Here is a 21,096-nt window from a genome sequence, read left to right on the forward strand (position 1 = left end):
AATAGGACATTTCTATTTTGGTAAGAATAGGACATTTCTACTTTGGTACGACAAGTGATTTATGAAAACTTGACATCATCGGCGAAGAAAGGTTAGGATTAGTAGTGATATGCGTTATGGAGGAGGAAGGGATGGGCGAGATAAGGGTACAGGTGGAGCTGGAAAACTTTGCGGACAGGTATTTGTATATGGACAACAGGATCCCTGAAAGCGGCATAAGGAAATACAAGACTATGGCCCTCGTAGACACAGGCGCGGTGATGCTGATGCTGCCAAGGGATATTGTAGAGGAACTGAATCTTAAGATTTTGCGCAAGGCAATCGTATATTACGCAGACGAAAGAAAGGATGAGCTTGATGTGGCCGGTACTGTTACCATAAAGATAGGCAAGCGATTCATGAATACTGACTGTGTTGTAGGGCCGCCCGCAAGCGAACCCCTGATTGGACAAATAATTCTTGAGGAGCTTGACCTCATAGCCGACTGCCAGAGGCAGACGCTTGCCCCCAGGCCGGAGTCCCCGATATACCCGCTTCTTAAAATGAAATAGCGCCTCTGGCCGCTCCCCAATAGTGTAGTACAGTCTTCGTGGAATCTATTTCTGTAAACCCATTTTTGATATAGAAATTCAGGGCGGCGATGTTTTTTATCTGAGTTCCGGTGAAGAGATTGTAACCCGTAAAACAAGCGGCGGCTTTGTTAATGAGCATTGAGCCTATCCCCCTGTTTCTGAATTTATCTATTACCGAGACGTAGAAAAAAGTGGCCTCAACGCCGTCGGTATTCACAACGATAATTCCCGCGACGTCATTGCCTGTCTTTGCCGTAAACAGATGTCCATTTGGCGAGGGTTGATAGTTTTTCAGATAACTTATCCACAACTGGTCGGCAGTTTGGCCTGGTATGTGAAAATCTGTATGAAACCTCGTCTGCGTAAATGCCCCGCCAAGCAGCTCGCAGGGAAGGCCGCTGATATGCTGCGGCCTTTCTATCGTTACACTGCCAGTATCTGAAGTTTGACTCCAGCGGCAGCTCCCCGCATATCTAAGCCTTACCTCAGTATCCACATAATAAAAGCCGCAGTCCTCCAAAAAGCTTATTGTCTCAATTCCAATATCAGTATTTATCTTTGCCGTCACAAAACTATCACTTAGGCTGTGGATTATTCGCTCTCTGATTTCGGCACCTGGCTTAAAAATGGATCTGGCGGCGTCAAGGACATATGACCTCCTGCCGAAAAACTCAGTATCCCAACTCAGGTACCGAAAGTAAAATACCCCCCCTTCGTGGTTTATGACAATGTCATTTGATGAGTTCATTGACGGCCTCAATTATTTTTTGGGTATCAAACATATTAGTGTTGGGTGGGGGGGGAGGGTTCTTTATTAAGTGTCTCAACTCGTTGCGCTCGTAAGACCTGTAACCCAAATATCTGGCCCAGCCCGCGTGGTCAAAGTACTTGCAGCGCTCAATCTGATGAGCATATGTGGCAATCAAAATAGCAGGGGTGGCCGTTGCAATTAACTCGTATGAGGTCAGCCCCCCCGCGGCCACCGCCACGTCACAGTTCATATACTCTTCAAACATGTCGCTGACGTCTTGTTTTACCACATGCCTGTTTTCTGATTTTGACAGGGAAGTCTCCAGTTCCTTTTTATACAGATATCCAGCCCCGATTATCACGGTTATTTTCATATCCGGCTCATCTTCTAAAATAGTATTGATGACTCTCTGAGTAAAGTTTAATTCGTCCGCCCCTCCCATCGCAATCAGTACGTTTTGTGGTTTAGGGACATAAGTACGCGCGGCGATACGTCCTTTATCGAAATTAACAGGCAGTATTATATATTGCGGCCCCAGGAGAAACCTCGTCTTAGGGTATCGTTTCTTATCGAAATGGACTGTGCCTTCGACATCCCAGTTTATAACAGCATCCATGTCATCGGGGATAATGCCGTCAAAATTTACACAGACCTTTTTCACCGCGGCGGGTAAGACATAGTCGGTGAGTTTCCTTTCTGTTATTTCAAGAAACAGGATGTCAATATTTTTTTTGATTACTATATTGTTTATGGCCTTTTGTTCTTCCTGTAACGGGCAGTCAGGGGGAATTGTGGATACATTTTTTACACCGCGCCCCTCCATTATTTTTATGCCTGCTTCATAGCCGCGAATCAGAAAAAATGCCTCCCATCCGTTATTTTCAAAATAACGGGACAGATTTACCAGCGACATCAGGTCCCCCGTGCCAATTGATGGCTTAGCGTCGCCTCTGAAAAGGACTCTTCTCATCTAAATCGCTTTCAAATTGAAGGAACCCGCCTCAGCTTCCACTTCCTGATTCTGTCATCACATCGCCAATAGAACCGGCCCGGCGAATTACCTCTTTTCTCTGTTGTAGCTTATCAAACCCGTTTGCCATTGCCCTATGTTGAATTATAGATTGTTAAAATATTAAGTCCCATGTAATAGGGTCTTCAAAAGATATGAGTTTTTTTGCCTTTATATCAAACTCCTCAAATAGTTTTAAATATACAGGGTCAAGGCCGTGCCTCTTCTTGCCGGGGCGTAAGATAGATATGTCTTCGGCTCCGATGCTCTGCCCTTGCTGTATATCTCTGTTTGCAAAGAGTTTCATAAAGGCAAAATCCCTTAAATACTTCTCATGCTGGTACACTGTCTTTGCTGTGCTGCCGTAAATTACTTTATCAATGCTAAACGTCCCTCGCTCATAATCGGACTCTGCCTGCCTTATGGCTGCTACCATAGCCATTAGTTCATACGGCTCAAGGGCAAAAAAGTGGTCGGGGCCGTCCATCGCCTTATCAAGTGTGATGTGTTTTTCTATAATCCGCGCGCCGAGATATACGGCCTGAACAGGCGCTTCGATGGCCTCCATTGTGTGGTCGGAATACCCTACCGGAAATCCGGGAAAGGCATATTGAAGCGTCTTTATCACGCCAAGATTACAGTCTGAAAGCGCCGTTGGATATTGAATAGAACAGTGAAGAAGGGATAGTTTGTTGTGATACTTCGTGACAATCTCAATGGCCGCCTCAATTTCACCAATCGTTGCCCCTCCGGTTGACATAATTATCGGTACGCCGGTTTTTGCACAGTGCTCAATTAATACCGTGTTAGTTATTGTGTAAGAGGTAAGTTTTATTTTCCTAAGCCCTTTGCTCAGAAGTATGTCCACCCCGTATGGGTCGGAGGCTGATGATAAAAGCTCGATTTCTTTAGACCTGCAATACCATAGCAGCTCATCAATCCAACTATCTGGAAATTCAAATCCCTTTACCGCCCCATAAATGCTATATGAGTATTCACCTTTTGAATCCTTCCAGTCCAGCTCTCCGGCACTTTTGGGATATAAATTCTTCGCCCTGAAAAATTGTAGCTTTACCGCGTCGCAGCCCGCCTCCGCGGCGGCGTCAACCATCTTTATACAGTTTTCGTATGACCCGTTGTGATTTATTCCTATCTCTGCTATAACGTAAACCCTGCCGTCAGTCATCGAAAAACCTCCTGAACCATAACTCTAAATTCAGTATCTGCCATAAGACCATCTGATGATTTTTCACTCCCGCGGTGTGCTCTTCAAACATATTATTCAACTGCCCAACGTTGAAGATGCCTCGTTTCTTTAGTGATTCGGAGTTTATAAGGGCATACATTTGGGCCTTATTAATAGTCCTGAACCACTCATCAGCGGGGGCAATGAACCCTGACTTATCTTTTCTTGTCCTTACGTCTTCGGGAAGCACACCTTTCATGGCCTCTCTGAGTATCCACTTGCCCAGGCCGTTTCTAATCTTTAGCCTTCCCGGCAGGGAAAAGCAGAACTCTATTAAACGATAGTCTAAAAAAGGGGAGCGCGACTCTATTGACTGAGACATCGTGTTTCTGTCTTCGGGCCTCAGGATTGCCGGTACCGTCTCATAAAACATCTCCAGATACAGCCTTCTTGACAGTTCATCCGAAAACTCCCCCGGCTGGCTTAACCCTGTCATATATTGTTCAACAATATCCTTGTTCAGCAAATACGAATAATCGGTAAATTTAGCTGACTCAAGTTCCCTGTTCTTTTTCATTGAAGAGATAAATCTTATCGTTTTTTTAATCTCGTCATTGGAGCGGTTGTGATTGTCCCTCCACGCGGCAATCTCTTTACACATCGTATCTATCTCACCGTCTTCAAAAAGGTCGTAAAAGTAATAATGGTAATGGTCCCAGTACCCGGCAAGCAGTTCGTCACCGGCATGGCCATTTAGTACGACCTTGATTCCCTCGTCTTTTATCTTTTTCGCGATTAAATATAAGCTGTACCATGTTACAGTACATATGGGTTCGTCATGAAACCCAAGCATCTCCTCTACGGTATCAAAGATGTCAGCCGGGTCGGGTTTAATGTAGTAATAATCCGCATTCGTATCTCTAATCACACTGTCTATGTATTCACTCTCGTCGTAAACACCTTTTTGCTGCCCTGTTATGCCGGAAAATGTAACAATCGGGTGTTTTAACAGCTTATACGCGGCACAGGTGATTGAGGTTGAATCCATACCGCCGCTTAACATGCAACCCACGGGGACATCGCTTCTAAGCCTTAGTCTTACGGCATCCACAAATATGTCTCTGAATTGTATGATTGCGTCTTTGTCTTTTATATCGTGGCGGATGAGATTAGGATTGAGATGCCAATAGGTGGTCTGCTTTGTTGCCAGCGCCTCATCTATCTCAATAAAGGAACTCTTGGGGACCTGATAAATTGCCTTAAAAAAAGATGTATCGTCCGTGTCAACGTATCTGTAACTGCGGCTTACGTATCTGAATATCTTCTCTAAGTTTGGTTCTTTTTTTATCTTAGGGTGTTTTAATATGGCCTTTATCTCTGACGCGAAGACGAAATCTGAGGCACTCTTGTAGTAATAAAGTGGTTTTACGCCCAAACGGTCCCTTGCGAGGATGAGTTTTCCCCTGTTTTTATCGAAAATAGCCACAGCCCACATACCGTTAAATTTACTAAAGCACTCCGTCCCCCACTGCTCATAGGCCCTCAGGATAACCTCGGTATCGCTTGTTGAGACAAATGAGTGTCCGGCGCCGGTGAGTTCGGCCTTAAGCTCCATGTAATTATATACTTCGCCGTTATAGATGATATAAATGGTGCCGGTGTCGTTGGACATAGGTTGATGGCCCCGCTCAGAAAGATCAATGATCTTTAAACGTCTGTGGCCAAGGGCGGCATAACTTCCATTATTGCCAAACGAAACTACCTTGCAGCCCATATCGTCAGGTCCTCTGTGGGCCATGGTGTCCGCCATTTGCCTGATGGTCAGCGCCGCGTCAAAATCAGGTTTTTTTGCTCCGATAAATCCAGCTATCCCGCACATCTATTTCTTAGTTTCTTCGCTCAGCCAATCGTCAAGCCAGCAAAGTATGGTGCCGTTTTGATTTGTCTTAAGGTACTGTTTAAATTCATCAATTTTATTGGCCTCTACGGCATTGACGTATAACTGTCCCTGTTCGTTTAAAACTAATGCGACCTTAAAACCCTGGTTTTTTAATCTGCTGTTAACTGACGGGCCTAAGTAAAATCCCCAGTCCTTCGCGGCGAAGTCACACTCCCTGCCGCTTTCTGTAACAAAGGATACCATCTCTCCGTCATCCAGATATATCTTACCGTAGTCTTTTATCTTGTAACCCTTTACCTCAAATACGCGCGGGAACTCTTTAAAATCATATCTCATGCGGCCGTCCTCTGGATTCCCGTTTTCACGGGAATGACAGGCAGGGGAAGACGGCTTTCTGTTGTCATTCCCGCGTAAGCGGGAATCCAATTGTGTGCGTGGGGTGTCATTCTCGCGTAAGCGGGAATCCAGTCTTTAAGGGTAAGCACATATTTACTCATTTCGCAAATATCTCTCATCCATGTTCATTTCACATCTGCCGCGTAAGTGTCAGGCCAAAAGCCGAACTCCTCCACAAGGGCAGGCAAATACCATTGGCCTTTTTGGGGGCCGCCACTGCCGCGCTGCCATATATCAAGGTTTCTGTGGCTTTCCGCAATCTGCCAAAATCTCTCCTCCGTTATATTCAGGAACGCACAGAGGTTTTTTATTTGCAATTCAGGGATTGGCTCAGGGTTGTTTTTTATGTAGTTGACGGCCTCTTCTCTGGTCAGGCGGCCGTTTCTTATTTCGATGGCCAGATTGTCCCAAAGCCTCGTAATTCCAAATTTATACCACTTAAAGAAATGATGAATAACAATAAAATCACAATCCAGATCGGCATAGGGATAAAGCCCAAACACCGGCTTGTCTGCCCATTGAAACCCGATTGACCGTGAAAACTCGGCCACCTCAAGCGGGTCCCAACGAAGGTACCAGCCCAGGAATATGGACTTAATTCGTGCCTCTGAGAGTTCCGCCTCGGTTGGCAGCGTAAAGCTGTAGAGTTCGTCTAAGGTCAGCTCAGCGTCTGCCCAGTCGGCGGCAAACGTTCCATTGGTAACGCCATATTTTCTTATCCAGTCGTGATTCAGGTATGGATTGCCCCTGTCTTTTTCGTTCCCGCCGTATTCAAGTCCCGGGTTTTCACCCCAGACTACGAGCTTAATACCCAGTTTTACGGCCATTTTCAATGTAATCGCCCACATAGCCATATGCTCAACGAGCGAAACCGAGCCGTTTTTCTCCAGGCTCTTCAGCATAAACTTCCTCTCAACTGCCGGGCTGACCGTGAAATCAATGTGGTCTACGCCTATGTTTATCAGGTTATCCAGATTTTTTTGGCCTAAAGGCGTCCTGTATTTGCATTTATACGTCAGCGCCAGAGGTTTCAGGCCGTATTTGTTTTTTAACGTATATGCCTGCCATGTGCTGTCCTTACCGCCGCTTACCGGGACTATGCAGTCGTACTGTCCATTGTCGGCCTTGTTTTCCATAAATAGCTCTACAAGCGCCCGTTGCCTGCCCTCCCAGTCTATTGATTGGCGTTTCTCCTGTGCCCCGATACACGCACTGCACACACCGTCGGCATTTAGCTCCACACCCGGCCTTGAATCCGGCAATACACAATTCTTACAGTATTTCATCTGTCCTATCCTCTTTAACGGCTATTTCCGTTCTGAAATCTTCTGTGCCGGAGTTCCGGCCAAAATAGAATTCTCTTCGTACCGGCCTTTTCTAACCAGAGACTTTGCCCCTACCACACAACCGTCGCCTATCTGTGCGCCCTTCATCACAGTGACATTTGCCGCAAGCCACACGTCATTGCCGATTGATATTTTACCATAGGTGTGCCCCTGGTTTTTTATCAGCTCACCCTTTGCAAAGCTGTGCTCTGAGGACTGCACATGAACCGCGTGGGCAATAAGGCAGTCCTGCCCGATTGTAACGTCCACGCCACAGTTGAATATACAATACGGGCCGATGCCCGTCCCTCTGCCTATCCTTAACACGGCATCGTTTGCCGCGACGAACCTGCAGTCGTTATCAATTGAAACACCATCTTCAATAAAAATTTTACCATTTTCCCTGTTTCTGATGTCAATATTTCCATAGATTGAGACATTGTCGCCAATAACTATATTTTCCGGGGTTCCTCTGATTTTTAATTTTGGCACCCCCTCAATGTAAAATCCCCTGCCGACCCTTATCCCGTATCCCCTAAGTATACTTTTTATAACCAGACTGTGAAGGAGCCAATATTTTTTCCTGGTTAACAGGGCCAGAAGGTCAAACATTTAAGTATGCTCCGGTTAATGCCGCGCATCATGGGGTTTCCGGCTCAAAATATAACATCCTTCCACACTGTGGGCAGGTGTTTATCTTTTCGCCTTTCATCACTTCCGCAAACAGTTGAGGGGGCATATTTAAAAAGCAGCCGTGGCATAACTCAGCCTTTGCGGCAACAACCGCGAGGGCATTCTTACGCTCAAGGATGTGCATATATCTGTTGTAAACATCTTTGGGGATGGTTTTGGCCAGCTCGCCGCGTTGTTTCAGGAGCACATCAAGCTCCTTTTCGGCATCGTCCTGGTCTTTTTTTACGACTGACACGGCCTCGTGGTATTTCACCTGTTCTTTTTCGAACTTCTTGTTGGCCGCCGAGGATGTCTTTTCAAATTCCTCTATCTGCTCCATTACGATTAGTATATCGTCCTCTATTAATCTTACTTCCTTCTCAAGCTGCTCCACTTCCTTCAGGTGAAGCTGATATTCCTTGTTTGTCTTTATATCGGCGGACTTTGAGCGAAGTTTTTTTATCTTTTCCGATTTGTCTGCGGCGGCTTGCTCAAACTCGCGCTTTTGCCTGAGGGCCTTGTCGAGGTCTGTATCCTTTTTTTGCCGTTCATCCTGGGAGTCTTTAAAGGAGCGGCCATATTCGTTCATCGCCGCGGGGGTATTCTCTATGAGTGTTTTAAGCCGAATTATTCTAGTATCAAGAGCCTGCATCTCCTTTAAGAGAACCAGCTCCTTTAGCATCGCGCCGTCCTGAAATCTGTCACAATGGGGCGCGAGATCAGACACATATCTGATCTGGTGGGCCCACCAGGACTCGAACCTGGGACCAACCGGTTATGAGCCGGTAGCTCTACCAGCTGAGCTATGGGCCCCCATTTTCCATTCGTCAATATTCCCTTAATTGTATCCACCATCATTCAACAACTGGTAGTATAACCTTGTCCTTTTAATTTGGTCAAGTGGAAAAATGTCATTGGGTCTACGTCATAAAAAAGGGGGAGATTTCTCTCCCCCCTGTTTGTATGTATATATGTGTGTTAAGGGCCTACTTCGTTGATGTGGCCTTGCTGCCCTTTTTCTTTAACATTGAGTGGGCTGCCGCTAATCTTGCAAGTGGAACCCTGTACGGTGAGCAGCTTACATAGTTCATGCCCGCATTGTAGCAGAACTCTACCGACTTTGCCTCGCCACCGTGCTCTCCGCAGATACCGACCTTCAGTTTCGACGCCTTAGAGCGGCCTTTTTCAATACCCATCTTTATCAGCTCGCCTACGCCGTCAACATCAATGCTGACGAATGGGTCTTCGGGCAGTATCTTATTGTCAACATAAAACGGCAGGAACCTTCCGGCGTCATCACGGCTTAAGCCGAATGTCGTCTGGGTCAGGTCGTTAGTTCCGAATGAGAAGAACTCCGCCCCGCCTTCCACAATCTTATCCGCCACGATTGCCGCCCTTGGAAGCTCTATCATCGTGCCGACGAGGTACTCAACCTTTACCTTGCCCTTCGCCATTACCTCATCGCATATTCTTACGGTCATATCCTTCATCTTCGTAAACTCGGTTACTGTTGCAACCAGAGGAATCATTATTTCAGGAATGACCGCGATGCCCTCTTTCTGAAGCTCAGCGGCCGCTTCCATAATGGCCTGTACCTGAATCTCATATATTTCGGGATAGGTTACGCCGAGACGGCAGCCCCTGTGTCCCAACATCGGGTTGAACTCGTGAAGGGCCTCGTTTCTCTCTTTGAGCTTCGAGGCGGGTACGCCCATTTCCTTCGCCAGCGCGCTGAGTTCTTTGTCAGTGTGCGGCAGGAACTCGTGAAGCGGCGGGTCCAACAGCCTTATCGTAACGGGCTTGCCCTTCATCACCTTGAAGATGCCCTTGAAATCTTTCTTCTGCATAGGAAGTATCTTGGCGAGGGCCTTCCTTCTTCCGGCCTCATCGTCGGCGAGGATCATCTCTCTGACGGCCTTTATCCTGTCTTCCTCAAAGAACATGTGCTCTGTCCTGCACAGTCCGATTCCCTCGGCTCCGAACTTCAGCGCAACTTCCGCGTCGTGCGGTGTGTCGGCGTTGGCCCTTACGCCCATATCTCTGAACTCATCTACCCAGCCCATGAACTTCGCAAAATCTCCGGTTACCGCAGGTTCAATAAGTTTGGTCTCGCCGAGGATGAACTCACCCGTTGAGCCGTTTATCGTTACCCAGTCGCCTTCCTTTATTACGGTGTCTTTCACGGTGCAGGTCTTTTTCTTTACATCTATTACGAGGTCTCCGCAACCTGCTACGCAGGGCTTGCCCATGCCTCTGGCAACAACAGCCGCGTGTGAGGTCATACCGCCTCTCGCCGTCAGGATTCCCTTTGCCGCGTTCATTCCGCCGATGTCCTCAGGGGATGTCTCAAGCCTGATAAGGAGGACTTTCTCTCCCTTTTCAGCCCACTCCTCGGCTTCCTTCGCGGTGAATACGGCCTTACCTACCGCAGCGCCCGGAGATGCCGGTAGTCCCTTGGCCAGCTTCTTCAGCTTCACCTTCGGGTCTATCATAGGATGCAGGAACTGGTCGAGCTGCTGAGGTTCTACCCTCAACACGGCTGTCTGCTTGTCTATCGCGCCCTCGTCCACCATGTCCATGGCTATCTTCAGGGCCGCGGCCGCCGTTCTCTTGCCGACTCTTACCTGCAGCATGTAGAGCTTGCCGTCTTCAATGGTGAATTCGAGGTCGAGCATATCTTTGTAGTGTTTTTCGAGGCTCTGATATATTTCCATCAGGTGTTTGTAGGCGTCAGGCATAGGCTTTTGGAGTTCCTCTACCTTTAGCGGCGTACGAATACCGGCAACAACGTCTTCGCCCTGGGCGTTAATCAAACACTCGCCGTAAAACTTATGCTCACCCGTAGAAGGGTCTCTCGTAAACGCAACACCCGTCCCCGATGTGTCGCCCATGTTGCCGAATACCATCGTGCAGATGTTTACCGCTGTGCCGAGGTCGTCGGCTATGCCGTTTAACTTCCTGTATGTCTTTGCCCTTTCACCAAACCATGAGCCGAACACCGCGTTGATTGCGAGTTTCAACTGCTCCATCGGGTCCTGAGGGAAGTCCTGATTCACCTTCTTCTTATAGAGGGCCTTAAACTCTTTTACGAGTTCCTTAAGCGCGTCAGCCGAAAGCTCTGAGTCATATTTTACCTTGTTTTTTTCCTTCTTTTTGTCGAGGACATGCTCAAACTCCAGCCTGTCCACACCCATGACAATAGAGGCAAACATGGTGATAAACCTTCTGTATGCGTCATAGGCAAACTTTTCGTTGTTTGAGCGCTTGATGACGCCGTTTATTGTGGAGTCAGTAAGGCCCAGATTCAGAACCGTATCCATCATGCCTGGCATCGAGAACTTCGCGCCAGAGCGGACAGAGACCAGAAGAGGCTTTTCGGCGTCGCCAAACTTTAGCCCCATCAGCTCCTCTACCATCTTCATGTTCGTCAGTACCTCGTCCCACATGCCTTCGGGATACTGGCTCTTGTTGTTGAAATAGTCGTTACAGGTCTCGGTGGTGATTGTAAAGCCGGGTGGTACGGGAATGCCCAGTTTGGTCATCTCCGCAAGTCCGGCTCCCTTGCCACCAAGCAAGTCCTTCATACTGCCGTCGCCTTCTGTCTTACCTACTCCGAAAAAGTACACATACTTCTTCTTTGACATAATCTCTCCTCCTGATAAATTTTGGGACTATCTATAACTGCCCTTGCTTTAGTAAATGGGATTATACAACATATTAAATCAACCTTGCAAGGCAATAATTTATTTTCTATCTCATTTTTTTGATTCAGCGCGTTTTTTTTGTCATATTTTGCAGGGGGCAGAGGCACTTGACATTAACAAGATAATGTTTATATAGTATAGCGGTTATACATTGATTCCGCCTGTGGGGGGCATAACGGTGGCAAAGGCAAGGATACTCTTAGTCGAAGACGAGGGCATAGTCGCATTAGAGATTAAAAACAGGCTCTTGAAGATGGGATACGAGATTGCAGGGACTATATCCCGTGGCGAGGACGCTTACGAGGTTGCCAAAAGAACAAACCCCGATTTAATCCTGATGGATATAAAGCTCAAAGGCCAGGTAGATGGCATAGAGGCCGCTGTGCGCCTTCGCGGCGAGCTGGACATCCCCGTAATTTACCTGACGGCATATAGCAGCGATGAACTCAGAGACCGTGCACTCAAAACATGCCCCTCTGGATACATTATAAAACCATTTAAAGAGACAGAACTAAACATACTTATCAAGCTGGCGCTGCAAAAACATGTGAAAGAAAAAAAGATGATCGAAATGGCGGACAATCTGAATGATAAGGTACAACTCAGCCGTGCTGACCTTGCCGAATCCGATAAGCGCCTCAAAGAGCAGCTTGAGCAGGGCAAACAAAGGGAACTGGTAATCGAAAGAAACTATGAGATACAAAAGATTATAAGCAAGGTGCTTCGCGCCTCCCTTGAGCCTATAACGTTAAAGGAGCATCTTGAGCGCACACTTGAGATGATGTTGTCGGTATCGTGGCTGGCGCTTGAAAAAAAGGGCTCAATATTTTTGACAGTCGAGGCAGAGGAAGAACTTGAGATGGTAGCTCAACAGGGACTTGGTGGCCATCTCATAGAGGTTTGCGCGAGGGTGCCCTTCGGTTACTGCCTTTGCGGACGGGCTGCCTCTACCCGGAAACTCGTCTTCTCCGACTGCATAGATGGCCAGCACGATGTAAGATTTGATGCTATGCAACCGCACGGCCACTACTGTGTGCCGATAATCTCGGAAGACAAGGTACTGGGCGTAGTAAATATGTATGTCAGGCACGGGCATACGAGGGATGAAAGGACAGACGATTTCCTGCACGCAATAGCCGACACGCTTGCCGGCATAATAGAGCGCAGGCGCGTACAAAGACGCCTGAGGCACATGGCCCTCTATGACAACCTTACAGGGATTCCAAACCGCACCATGTTCTTTGACCGTCTTGCCCAGTCCATCTCGCTGGCAAAGAGGAACAACCGGATGCTTGCCCTGTTCTATCTCGATTTGGACAAGTTCAAGCGCATAAACGACACGCTTGGCCATGACGCAGGAGATGAGCTGCTTAAGGAAACGGCACGAAGGCTCACGTCATGCCTAAGGGAATCCGATACGGCCGCCCGCATGGGCGGGGATGAGTTCACCGTTATCCTGACCGAAGTAACAAGTGAAAAAGACGCGGCCGCCGTGGCCGGCAAGATAATCGAGACACTGCAGGCACCTGTTGAATTAAAGGGCTATTTGTGTCCGATTGGCACGAGTATAGGAATCAGCATGTATCCCACATCGGCAACCGAAGCGGGTGCCCTTATCAAAAAGGCCGACATGGCGATGTATGCGGCCAAGACCGGCGGCAGAGGGAATTACCAGTTTTATTCAGGGGAAGAGGTGACTTTTAGCCTGCTCGTAGATTACGCCGTGAAATTTGTAATGTTCAACGGTGGCCAGTGGGACCATAACAAGTGGCTTGACCTGCTGCTTGACATTCAGAAGAGGGGCTTTGAGCTTTCAGACACCGATATTACTTCATTAGGGCTTGTCCTTGAATCTCTAAAGCCGCTGAGGAACTCCGCCATCGGCAACATGAATGCCATGAGCCTGCTAAACCTCAGCGCGACTGTTTTTATACAAAACAACGGCGGTGTATGGAACCCCCGGCAATGGATGGAGCTTCGCCACGACCTCGCCGCAGGCGGCATTAATCTCAACGATGAGACCGCATACATGGTAAGCTGCTTCTTAGAATCGCTAAGGGAACTCTACCACTCATTTACCCGTGCAGAAGCATAAGGATCAACGACGAAGGGGGGGTAACCCCCCCTTCACCCCGTAAATTTCGCTACGTTTTGCCCACCCTTACACGTTTTGCAGAAGTTCCTCAAACTGCTCAAGCAGCGTGGCTTCGCTGAAGGGTTCATCAAGCGGAATGCCGACATCCTTCCATTCCTTCAGACAATCCTCCGGCTGTATGCCCCCTTCAATAAGCCGGTTTGACAGCAGATTGAAGTAGTTATACCTTATCTCAAAATTCTCATATATAAACCACCTGACCGCACCAACCGAATCTGAACGAAAAACCCTGTCTATCTCGGCAATTGCCTCAGTGACAAGTATATGGAGCCTGTCTTTTTGGAAATACGCAGCCGAGGGATTCGTAAGCAGGAGCTTATCCCTGTGGGCAAGCAACATATCAAAAAACAGATTCCTCCGCACAAGGTCTGTCAGCGCCGAAGCCACCCTGTGCATGTCCTCTACCATCACCTGTATAATGTCCACCTTGTCAAATATACCCGCCGACTTTACAAGACTCATTGAGGGCGCGTCGTTGCCAAGTATATAAAAAGACAACAGCCCGCCAAACTCCCCCGCTATTTCAACGTTTCGAAGGGTGCCTTCTAAATTGGCTGAATCAGATAAGTTAATCGAAAACGGGCGTTCCATCTTGTTAAGCATTGACACCTGCCCACCGCTTAGTCTCAACAAACGCCGTGAAAAATCAATCTGCGTATCATAGTCCTGCCCTATCAGGGCTACCGTTTTAGGCTCCGAAATGCCACCGAGGCAGTCCAGATAATACGTATGAAACAGGCTCTCAAAGAGTCGGCTTCCGAGCTGTAAGAACAGGTTTCTGCTGTCACCAGCGCCCTTGTCTGAAAGTACCCTGGACGCGTATCTGTTAAAACGGACTGTCTTTCTCTGTGATGGGTCAACATTATACAGATATGAGACTTCACCCAGAATATCCTCCAGCTCGTTGCTTACCGCAACCAGCGCGTTGTACTGCGCCTCGTCAAATGATACCCCGCGTTTTATTCTTGCTATGTCGTCATTTAGTGAGACTATTTTCTTCTGAAGCGGCTCCATGAAAGAATACATAATCGTATTAGACCACCAGTCAAGGTGGCTGCTCAGTGGCTCGAAAAACATGGAGAGCGACACCTTAAGGTCACGAATAAACTTATCCTTATCTATGAACTCCGCCGCCGCGGCCTCTTTCTTTGTATCCTTAAAGAACCCAAATTTGCTGGCGGTCTGTGCTGCCCCTGTTGCGTCTGAGACGCGTTTTTTCTGCACATTGGGCAGGAAGAAACTTGACATGCTTGTTGCCTGCATGTCCGCGCGCCTGACCTCAAGCCCCAGCTCGTTGAACGACTCCATATATCTTGCCTTGGCGGCGTCAATGGCGTTGAGAAAATCGTTCTTTACGTTTTGAGTCTTCTCTCTTATCTCCTCTACCCGTGACATGAACTCCTTGTCGTGAAGCGGGTTGTAGTTATATCTGTAGCCAAATATCCTTGACAGCTCCAGATTGTAGTAATTATACAGCTCTGTGGGATTGAGATGCCCCTTCCACTTTGCTACAAGGGCGTCCTTGTCTCTCACCATTCGCCGGAGAAAGCCACTGAGGCTTGCCAGGTCTTTTGTTTGCTGCTCAATATTGGCTTCTTTATTGGTGTCTTCGCCTATCGTGTTTTTAATAAGATTATTCAGGGCGTTTGTTTCGTCAACGGTCTTTTTTAAATTTTTCAGGGCATACTCGCCCTGAAGCTGCTTTACGAGGCTTTTAATTACAAAGACAAACTCATCCATGCCAGAGTTCTGCCAGGCGGCTACCTCATTATTGTCCTTTATGTATTTCATCGCATGAGAGGTCTCTACCTGCACGATTGGGGCACCCTTTAGTTTCGTAAACGGCGCGAGGGATTTCTCCAGATCGCCCTTGTATTTATTAAGCAGGTCTGCGACTGTCTCCTTTCTGCCGTCGCCGAGGCTCTTTTCCACCACTGCGGCCTTGCACGTCTGGACGAACATGATGCGCTGGTCGGCGTCCATTATCTTGTTCAGAACCCGCTTGTCAGCCTCCTTCATCGGGCTTGTTATGGCGGAGAGATATATTATCATGTCGGCCTGCGGCAGGAATTCACGCAGTGTGAGGTCTTCGTGTTCCTTATTGCCAAAGGCGTCAAGTCCGGGGGTGTCCGCTATCTCCGTGCCGTCATCAAGCAGGAAAGTAGGCAGGGCGAGCCTTATATACTTTACGTTGAATTTATTCTGAGGGTTTTCGTCTTCTGACGTATATTTCCATATGGATTCGGTCAGTACCTCCTGGCCACGCTTTTTCACCTGGCTGCCGTTGTCGAAGTTCAGCTCCAGCTCCGGTTCCGGAGACTTTGAACAGAACACTATCATGTTCGTAGTGGCCTTGCTTTGCTCCTTTAGTATCTTCTTCCCAGTGCCGAGCAGGACATTGAGGAGGGATGACTTCCCGGAGCTGGTTATGCCGACGAGGCCGCTTTTAACCATGTGCCTTGAGAACATGCCAAGATTGGCGGTCAGGTTTTCTATCCTCCTGCCAAACTGCTCCATGCCGACATCCTCAAGCCTGAGCATGGCGTCTTTTAACCGCTGTAAAAACTCCTGTATCCTTATCTCATCTCTTTCTGTCATATCAGTTACCCTTCTGTCATATCACTTACCTTCTAATTCCTGTGCCAATGTCCATTCCTGCTGGAGCCTCATATACTTCTGCTCCAATTCTATTTTCTCTTCCTGATACTTTTCGGCAAGGCTGCGCGCCTTATTCACTTCATTTTCGAGCTGCTTAAACTTGTTTTTGAAATAATCATCACCGGCAAGCCTTAGAAGCTCCACGTCAAGCTCATCGTTTTCAGACTCAAGGCGTCTGATGTGGCTGTAGAGATTGTCCAGGGCGTTGGTCAACTCGACGGAAACCTTTTCGTTGGTGTCCCTTTCCTTTTCCGAGATTTGCAACAGCTTTTTCACATACAAAAACACACCCTGAAGCATATCAGTCTGGTCTTTTACGCTGCTATCAGTCAACTGTTTTATTTCGCTAAGCCCACCCATGACTGAGCCATAATTCTTTCCAATGCCTTTAAGGTTATTCACTACGTTTTCGTCTATGAATTTCATAAAATCGGTACTGGTACTCGTCATCTTTGACAGCGTTGCGCGCTCAAAACCTGTTATCCTGCCTTCTATGTGTGATAAGGCGTCGTCAACCTTGCCGCTGAAAAATGGAAGCTGCTTCTCTATAGTCCCTAATATATCGACAAGCAGCTTGTTCTGCTCCTTCGCGCTGTGCTGCAGTGACCTGTTTAAATTCTGTATATCGTTTTTGAGCATGGTGTTTTGCTCTTGCGCGTCTATGATGTGTTTTCTTAAATCATCCTCAATGTGTTTTCTCAAATCGCTCATACTTGTAAGGTACTGCTTGTTAAACTCAATGGCGCTTTCCCTTTTCTTGTTGAAATCGTTTATCAACTTTTTCATTGAGTAATAAACGCCCTTGACCATTTCTCCTTCTTCCCCCGACTGAAGGGATTGTTTTACCGACGCGTCTATCTTTTCGGAAATCCCTTCTATTTGCCCGACTATTTGCCCGATAAGATTATTTTGAAGCGTCTCGCCAATGGTAGATAATGCGGCAGATAAATCATTTTTTATAGCACCCGCGGCCACGGTTGACTCCACAATGGCCACCATTCTGTTGTCCATATCCGCAAACGCCGCGTCTATCTTTGAGGAAACGCCATCTATCTGCGTACCGAGGTTGCGTTGAAGTGCCTCGTTTATAGCCTCTTTTATTGACCTGACCTCGGCCATGACGTCATTATGCGACTGCAGGCCCTTGGATAGTGAGCCTTTGATCTCCTCTATTTCGCCGGTAAGCCCTGATTTTTCTATTATTTGCCCCGACATCTCTGTAACTGCCGCGCCTAGTTCGCTTATTTGGGGTTTAAGCGCCCCTTCAAGTGCCACAATACTGCGCCCTAACCTGTCTGTCTGGGCTGCTATTTGGTCAGAGATAAGGCCGACAAGTGTGTTATTTAGCAGCTCATTAACCCGCGCGCCTACTTGTGTGCCAACATCCACGGCTATCTCTTTTGATAACATGGAGATAATGGTCTTACTTACCAGATCAAGATATAACTCGCTGCTCATTGCATATGCCCCCTTGCGCTTAAATAAGCCGTTAGCCGGAGTACTAAAGCCGCCAGCTGGCGGCAGCCCAAAATCAACAGATAAAACAAGTTCAATAGATAAAACATGTGCGATAGATAAAACATGTGCGATAGATAAAACATGTGCGATAGATAAAACATGTGCGATATTAAAGACGAAGGGGGTTACCCCCCTTCGTCTTTAATATCGCTGATTACTGCTGGTTGCGGCCGTCAACCGGAAGTACGATTGTAAAGGTGGTGCCTTTGCCTGGCTCGCTGTCAACGGTTATCGCTCCTTTATGTTGTTTTATGATACTCAAACTGATGGACAGTCCCAGCCCTGTGCCTTTACCAACCGGCTTCGTGGTGAAAAAAGTCTCGAATATCTTGTCAATCTTATCTTTTGGAACGCCGCTTCCCGTGTCGCTTATTTCAATCCTTACCGTGTCGCCTTCACTGCGGGTCTTCATTTTTACCTCGCCATTACCCTCAATTGCCTGGCAGGCGTTGGCAAGGATGTTTAAAAAAACCTGATTTAATTTCCCGATATTGCACACCACCATTGGCAGCGTGCCAAAATCTTTGGTTATATTTATCCTCTCCTTATACTCATATGTCAGAAATCTTGATGTGGTATCCATGGCCTCATTAATGTCGGCCCCGGCGGCCTCCCCTGTGTCCTTGCGGGAGAAGGAGCGCAGGTCCATGATTATCTTCTGGATACGTTCTGTGCCGACGATTGATCTTTCTATCATCTCGTTTATTCTGGTCTTCAGATAGTCATAGTTAATATCGGCCTTCACCTTTTGTACTGCCTCTTTGGATGCGGCCGGAAGTTCTAAATCGTCATAGAGCGCTATCAAATCGCTTATCTTGAGAAAGAATTTACGCAGATTACCCATATTGGAATGAATAAAACCAACCGGATTGTTTATTTCATGGGCAATCCCGGCGGCCAGTTCGCCTATGGACGCCATCTTGGCGTTCTGGACAAGCTGTTCCTCAAGGGTCTTGCTGTCTGCAATCATACGCTGCATCCGCACCTGTAGTACCTCCATGACTATGCGGCGAATCTTGTCACTGTCCCACGGTTTTGTCAGGTACTTATCAACCGCGCCTTTATTAATGGCGTCAATAGTTGAGGAGATGTCGCTGTAGCCGGTCAGTATAATCTTCCCCATGTTGGGATATTCTGTTTCTATCCGGGCTAATAACTCGCTGCCTGTCATCCCGGGCATACGCTGGTCGGTAAGGATAAGGTCTATGGTGTTGTTTTTCAGTATTTCCATTGCCTCGGCGGCGCTTGAGGCCTTATGCACTTCATAATCATACATGAACGTATCAGACAGCGCCTCCAGGATATCAGGCTCATCGTCAACTATCAAAATACTCTGCTTTGCCAACTATCCTGCCCTCCTATATCCAGCCTCGCTGATTATACCACTTAGTGTTTTTTTTGTAAAGGCAATCCGGGCGGCCTCGCAAAATTATATTACCAATAGTCCGTCATTCCAGCCTCATTTTGTCATTCCGGCTTGTCCGGAATCTTATTTGGCTTGCGAATATGTAGAGACCGATTCTGGACAAGCCGGAATGACGGCAAGACAAGCCGATCAACCGCGGTGCGCTATGGCTTGGGCTGATTTTTTGTCTTCTTCACAAAACTGCTCCTGGCCGATTCCATACTCTTTCTTTTAAAAATATTTTTGTCCATATGGGCCATCAACTTGATAGAGGGGGGGATTTTGCCGTCGTTGCATGTCAGTATCATCTTATAGAATTCACAGTTCTGGCACGTAACCTTTATCTTCTCTTCCCACGACTTGTACTTCCTGCCCCCACCGCACATATCGAGTGTGGCGTTTATGTACATACAGGCCCTTCCGGCGTTGACCCCGTCCAGAAAGCCATCCGCGTCAACGTTTATAAACGATGGGCAGTCCTCAAAGTCCTTGCACTTTGTAAATTCCCAGCAATTGATAAATTTATATACATCCTTGTGAACCTTGATTTTTGATATATTGAATTTTATCAACTCCCTGACGTGCTCATCGTCGAGGACGACGCCGCATTCGATTAAGTGCTCATCCTTGCCGGGGACATACACGTTTTCAGCCGCCACCAGTCCTCTCTTTAACTGTTCAGACGTAATGGCTTTCACGCCCACGTCAAACGATTTTTTCACGCCGAAGGCGTCTTCAATGTAAGAGTAGAGGCGTCTTATAGTAAAAGGCCTGATGATTATATCAATAACTATGTCACACTGGGAAAGAAGCTGGCGCACCTGCTCTATATCGGTGGTAGAGCTCATTATGGCCAGAACCTTAAACGATACGTTTGAATATTGGATATGATACATGAACTCGCAAAAGGCGTCCATGTCATCAAAGTGGCACTCATCTATGATTAGCAAGTCACAGCGCCTCGTAAAGAGCACCAACTCAAGGCTCCTTAAATTATAATATCCGCTGGCAACGGTAATCCCCCTGTAGTACTCAAGCAGGCTCCATGACACGGGCGCGGCTATATCTTCACGCAGAAACACAAATATTTCCTTCTTGCTGACCTTTCTCCTTTTGATTAAGATATTTAAGGCGGCGTTTTTGGCCTTCTCTCTTTTCATCTCCTTCGCAACTGTAAGTATGTTTGCGAGGTCAAAGTTTTGTTTAACAAACTTATCAAGGGTTTCCATCGCGGTATCAGATACTTCCAGAATACTGAACTCAAAAAACGGTGCTTTGTCCAGTTGATGCTCAGTTTCCGAGTCTGTAAAAAACCGGTAGATTATTCCATTTGTTAATATGGCGATTTTGGCTTGCGACAGAGGAAATGTCTCCCTAAGGGAATTACGCTCCATGTCGAGATTCATACCCCAGTGTTTACACTCTATTATTATTTCCGCATGTCCATCCCGCAGCAGGGCATAGTCAACCGTAACAGATTGTTGATGGTCAACCGCAATCGAGTAATGGGGAACGACCTCCGACGGGTCAAAGACATCATAGCCGAGACTTTTGATGAAAGGAAGTATGAGCGCAATTTCCGTGGATTCCTTGTTTTTTACGAAATCATATCTCTGGCGAATTTCACCTGAGAGCGCCTTGATTTTTTCCGCTAATTCCACCATCTCAGAAAACCCTTTTTTACCTCCTTAATACATAGTACAGCATAACATGTTGTCAAAAGAAACGTCCAGTTTTTATCAAAAATGGCAGGGCAAACGCATTAGAACGTTACAATAGAAAATTCCTTTCCTGGATTCCTGCTTTACCGTGAAAATCCTATGGAGCTAGGGCACACACCTCCCC

The 21,096-nt window shown here is 47.2% G+C and carries 15 protein-coding genes and 1 tRNA gene; 2 read left to right on the forward strand and 14 right to left on the reverse strand.

Features of this window, described 5'->3' with window-relative positions; all coding sequences use genetic code 11:
* Positions 1-131 precede the first annotated feature (131 nt).
* Entirely contained in the window at positions 132-551 is a 420-nt protein-coding gene (locus AB7D94_RS09265) for a retroviral-like aspartic protease family protein (RefSeq protein ID WP_420265541.1), read from the forward strand.
* On the opposite strand, the gene AB7D94_RS09270 is transcribed toward AB7D94_RS09265, so the two are convergent.
* The 10 genes from AB7D94_RS09270 to ppdK all read right to left on the reverse strand — a co-directional run bounded on the left by AB7D94_RS09270 (position 538) and on the right by ppdK (position 11,455).
* Positions 538-1,320, reverse strand: a complete 783-nt coding sequence (locus AB7D94_RS09270) for a GNAT family N-acetyltransferase (protein ID WP_420265542.1) — start codon at positions 1,318-1,320, stop codon at positions 538-540. The genes AB7D94_RS09265 and AB7D94_RS09270 overlap by 14 nt on opposite strands.
* Positions 1,304-2,293 carry a glycosyltransferase gene (locus AB7D94_RS09275; RefSeq protein ID WP_420265543.1) on the reverse strand — a complete coding sequence of 330 codons (990 nt, stop codon included), beginning with the start codon at positions 2,291-2,293 and terminating at the stop codon, positions 1,304-1,306. The genes AB7D94_RS09270 and AB7D94_RS09275 overlap by 17 nt, the downstream gene beginning before the upstream one ends.
* Before the next feature lie 154 nt (positions 2,294-2,447).
* Positions 2,448-3,518, reverse strand: a complete 1,071-nt coding sequence (locus AB7D94_RS09280; RefSeq protein ID WP_420265544.1) for an N-acetylneuraminate synthase family protein — start codon at positions 3,516-3,518, stop codon at positions 2,448-2,450.
* On the reverse strand, positions 3,511-5,397 hold the full coding sequence (asnB, locus tag AB7D94_RS09285; RefSeq protein WP_420265545.1) for an asparagine synthase (glutamine-hydrolyzing): 1,887 nt from the start codon (positions 5,395-5,397) through the stop codon (positions 3,511-3,513). Before asnB ends, AB7D94_RS09280 begins: the two co-directional genes overlap by 8 nt.
* Positions 5,398-5,754, reverse strand: a complete 357-nt coding sequence (locus AB7D94_RS09290; RefSeq protein ID WP_420265546.1) for a hypothetical protein — start codon at positions 5,752-5,754, stop codon at positions 5,398-5,400.
* A 185-nt stretch (positions 5,755-5,939) separates the two neighbouring features.
* Positions 5,940-7,100 (reverse strand): N-acetyl sugar amidotransferase, encoded by a 1,161-nt coding sequence (locus tag AB7D94_RS09295; protein WP_420265547.1) that lies wholly within the window; start codon positions 7,098-7,100, stop codon positions 5,940-5,942.
* Between the two features lie 21 nt (positions 7,101-7,121).
* Positions 7,122-7,751: an acyltransferase gene (locus AB7D94_RS09300; RefSeq protein ID WP_420265548.1), complete on the reverse strand. Its 630-nt coding sequence runs from the start codon at positions 7,749-7,751 to the stop codon at positions 7,122-7,124.
* Between the two features lie 28 nt (positions 7,752-7,779).
* Positions 7,780-8,493 (reverse strand): zinc ribbon domain-containing protein, encoded by a 714-nt coding sequence (locus AB7D94_RS09305; RefSeq protein WP_420265549.1) that lies wholly within the window; start codon positions 8,491-8,493, stop codon positions 7,780-7,782.
* Positions 8,494-8,548: 55 nt separating this feature from the next.
* A tRNA-Ile gene (locus tag AB7D94_RS09310) sits at positions 8,549-8,624 on the reverse strand.
* Between the two features lie 173 nt (positions 8,625-8,797).
* A complete protein-coding gene (ppdK, locus tag AB7D94_RS09315) occupies positions 8,798-11,455 on the reverse strand; it encodes a pyruvate, phosphate dikinase (protein WP_420265550.1) in 2,658 nt (885 codons plus the stop codon).
* Between the two features lie 238 nt (positions 11,456-11,693).
* Between ppdK and AB7D94_RS09320 the strand changes: the two genes are divergently transcribed.
* On the forward strand, positions 11,694-13,610 hold the full coding sequence (locus tag AB7D94_RS09320) for a diguanylate cyclase domain-containing protein (RefSeq protein WP_420265551.1): 1,917 nt from the start codon (positions 11,694-11,696) through the stop codon (positions 13,608-13,610).
* Positions 13,611-13,676: 66 nt separating this feature from the next.
* Here AB7D94_RS09320 and AB7D94_RS09325 read toward each other — a convergent pair whose 3' ends face one another.
* From AB7D94_RS09325 to AB7D94_RS09340, 4 genes are all read right to left on the reverse strand, one after another.
* Entirely contained in the window at positions 13,677-16,268 is a 2,592-nt protein-coding gene (locus tag AB7D94_RS09325; protein WP_420265552.1) for a dynamin family protein, read from the reverse strand.
* 21 nt (positions 16,269-16,289) lie between these two features.
* Complete coding sequence (locus tag AB7D94_RS09330; protein ID WP_420265553.1) at positions 16,290-17,786, reverse strand: hypothetical protein; 1,497 nt, start codon at positions 17,784-17,786, stop codon at positions 16,290-16,292.
* A gap of 214 nt (positions 17,787-18,000) precedes the next feature.
* Positions 18,001-19,191 (reverse strand): hybrid sensor histidine kinase/response regulator, encoded by a 1,191-nt coding sequence (locus tag AB7D94_RS09335; protein ID WP_420265554.1) that lies wholly within the window; start codon positions 19,189-19,191, stop codon positions 18,001-18,003.
* Between the two features lie 224 nt (positions 19,192-19,415).
* On the reverse strand, positions 19,416-20,915 hold the full coding sequence (locus AB7D94_RS09340) for a two-CW domain-containing protein (protein ID WP_420265555.1): 1,500 nt from the start codon (positions 20,913-20,915) through the stop codon (positions 19,416-19,418).
* Positions 20,916-21,096: the final 181 nt, after the last annotated feature.

The sequence above is a fragment of the Candidatus Magnetominusculus dajiuhuensis genome, from assembly GCF_046044395.1.
GTDB classification, from domain to species: Bacteria; Nitrospirota; Thermodesulfovibrionia; order Thermodesulfovibrionales; family Magnetobacteriaceae; genus Magnetominusculus; species Magnetominusculus dajiuhuensis.